At 73.4% G+C, this 1284-nt stretch carries 1 protein-coding gene; it reads right to left on the bottom strand.

The annotated features are described in order from the left end of the window. The coding region (locus GT354_RS20650; RefSeq protein WP_161357825.1) for a hypothetical protein at window positions 1-878 on the bottom strand (878 nt) is incomplete at its 3' end. Window positions 879-1284 lie beyond the last annotated feature (406 nt).

Below are 1284 nucleotides of genomic sequence, written 5' to 3' on the forward strand. Positions count from 1 at the left end.
GGCGGCCCTGCGGGCTCGGCCGGTTTCGCGGCGTCCGGGGGCGCCGCCGGTGCCGCGGCCGGCGGTACCGGCGGCCGGTACAGCGGAGCGGACGGCTGTTGCGTACTCGTCCGCATCCTGACGGCTTCTCGCGAATCGCGCGACGAGCCGGGGTCGAGCACCCGGGGAAGGGCCGCCGTGAACAGCGTGACGACGGCCGCGACGACCACGGCGATCAAGGCGACGGTCCGGGTCCTGCTGCCCGCGCGGACCGCGGGCGCGCCGTGCAGGCGCGGCTGGTGGCGCGCCGCGAGGTCGCGCGTGATCGTGCTCAGGAAGTCGTGCGCCTCCGGGCAGTTCGGCGAGGGGCCGGTGAGCGCGGGGACCCGCTCGGCGAGGTCCTCGTGCGCGTGGAACAACCGGACTCGGGTGGCCTCGGTGGTCGCCTCGGCCTCGACCGCGACCTCCTCCGCCGTCAGCCCGAACAGGTGGCGCAGGACGAACACCCGACGGCGGTGCGCGGCCACTCGTTGCAGCGCGCGCAGCAGGGCGATGTCGCGCTCGCGGTGCGTGTCGTCGTTCGTGTGCGGGACGACTCGGCCGGTGCGGTCCAAGTGCGGCACGAACCGCCACACGCCGCGCCGGAGCAGGTAGCCGCGATGGAGCGCGAGGTCGCCGGCGAGGGTTCGGACGTACGCCACGTCGGCGAGGGTGTCGTCGACGTCCGGCTGATCGCGCCAGACCATCGCGAACGCGTGATGGGTCACGTGGGCGGCCTGTCGCGGGCTCGCGGTCAGCAGGTACGCGTAGCGCGCGACGTCGGCCGCCGCCGCCGCGTAAAGGGCGTCGAACCCTTGGGCGCGCTCGCGCGTGGCCGTGCGACCGTCCTTGGTGCCCATGGGGGCGTGACGTACCCGTAGGTCAGGGGAAAATGCATATTAAACGATTCACATCGATCAAATGGGGGGTCTTGATCTCCCCGGCCGGCATATGCACGGCGGAACGCGATCACCTTGACAGCATGGGGGATTGTGACCGATATGCCGGAAGTCGAACGTGGACCGTCGGCACCTCCGACGGTGTCGACGCCCTGGACGGTGGCCGCGACCGAGCCGTGGATCGGCGTCGAAGGTCTCCTGACGCCCCCGATCGAGGCGACCCCACCACCGACCGTCTCCGAGGCGCCGCGGTTTCCGCCCGCCCCGGCGGAGCCCCTCCCGGCGGAGCCCTCACCGGCAGAGCTCCCACCGCCGGAGCCACCGCGCGACGAACCGCCACCCCCGGCTCGCGCCACGGCCGCGGCCG

The organism is Streptomyces sp. SID3343 (genome assembly GCF_009865215.1).
In the GTDB taxonomy this organism is placed as follows: domain Bacteria; phylum Actinomycetota; class Actinomycetes; order Streptomycetales; family Streptomycetaceae; genus Embleya.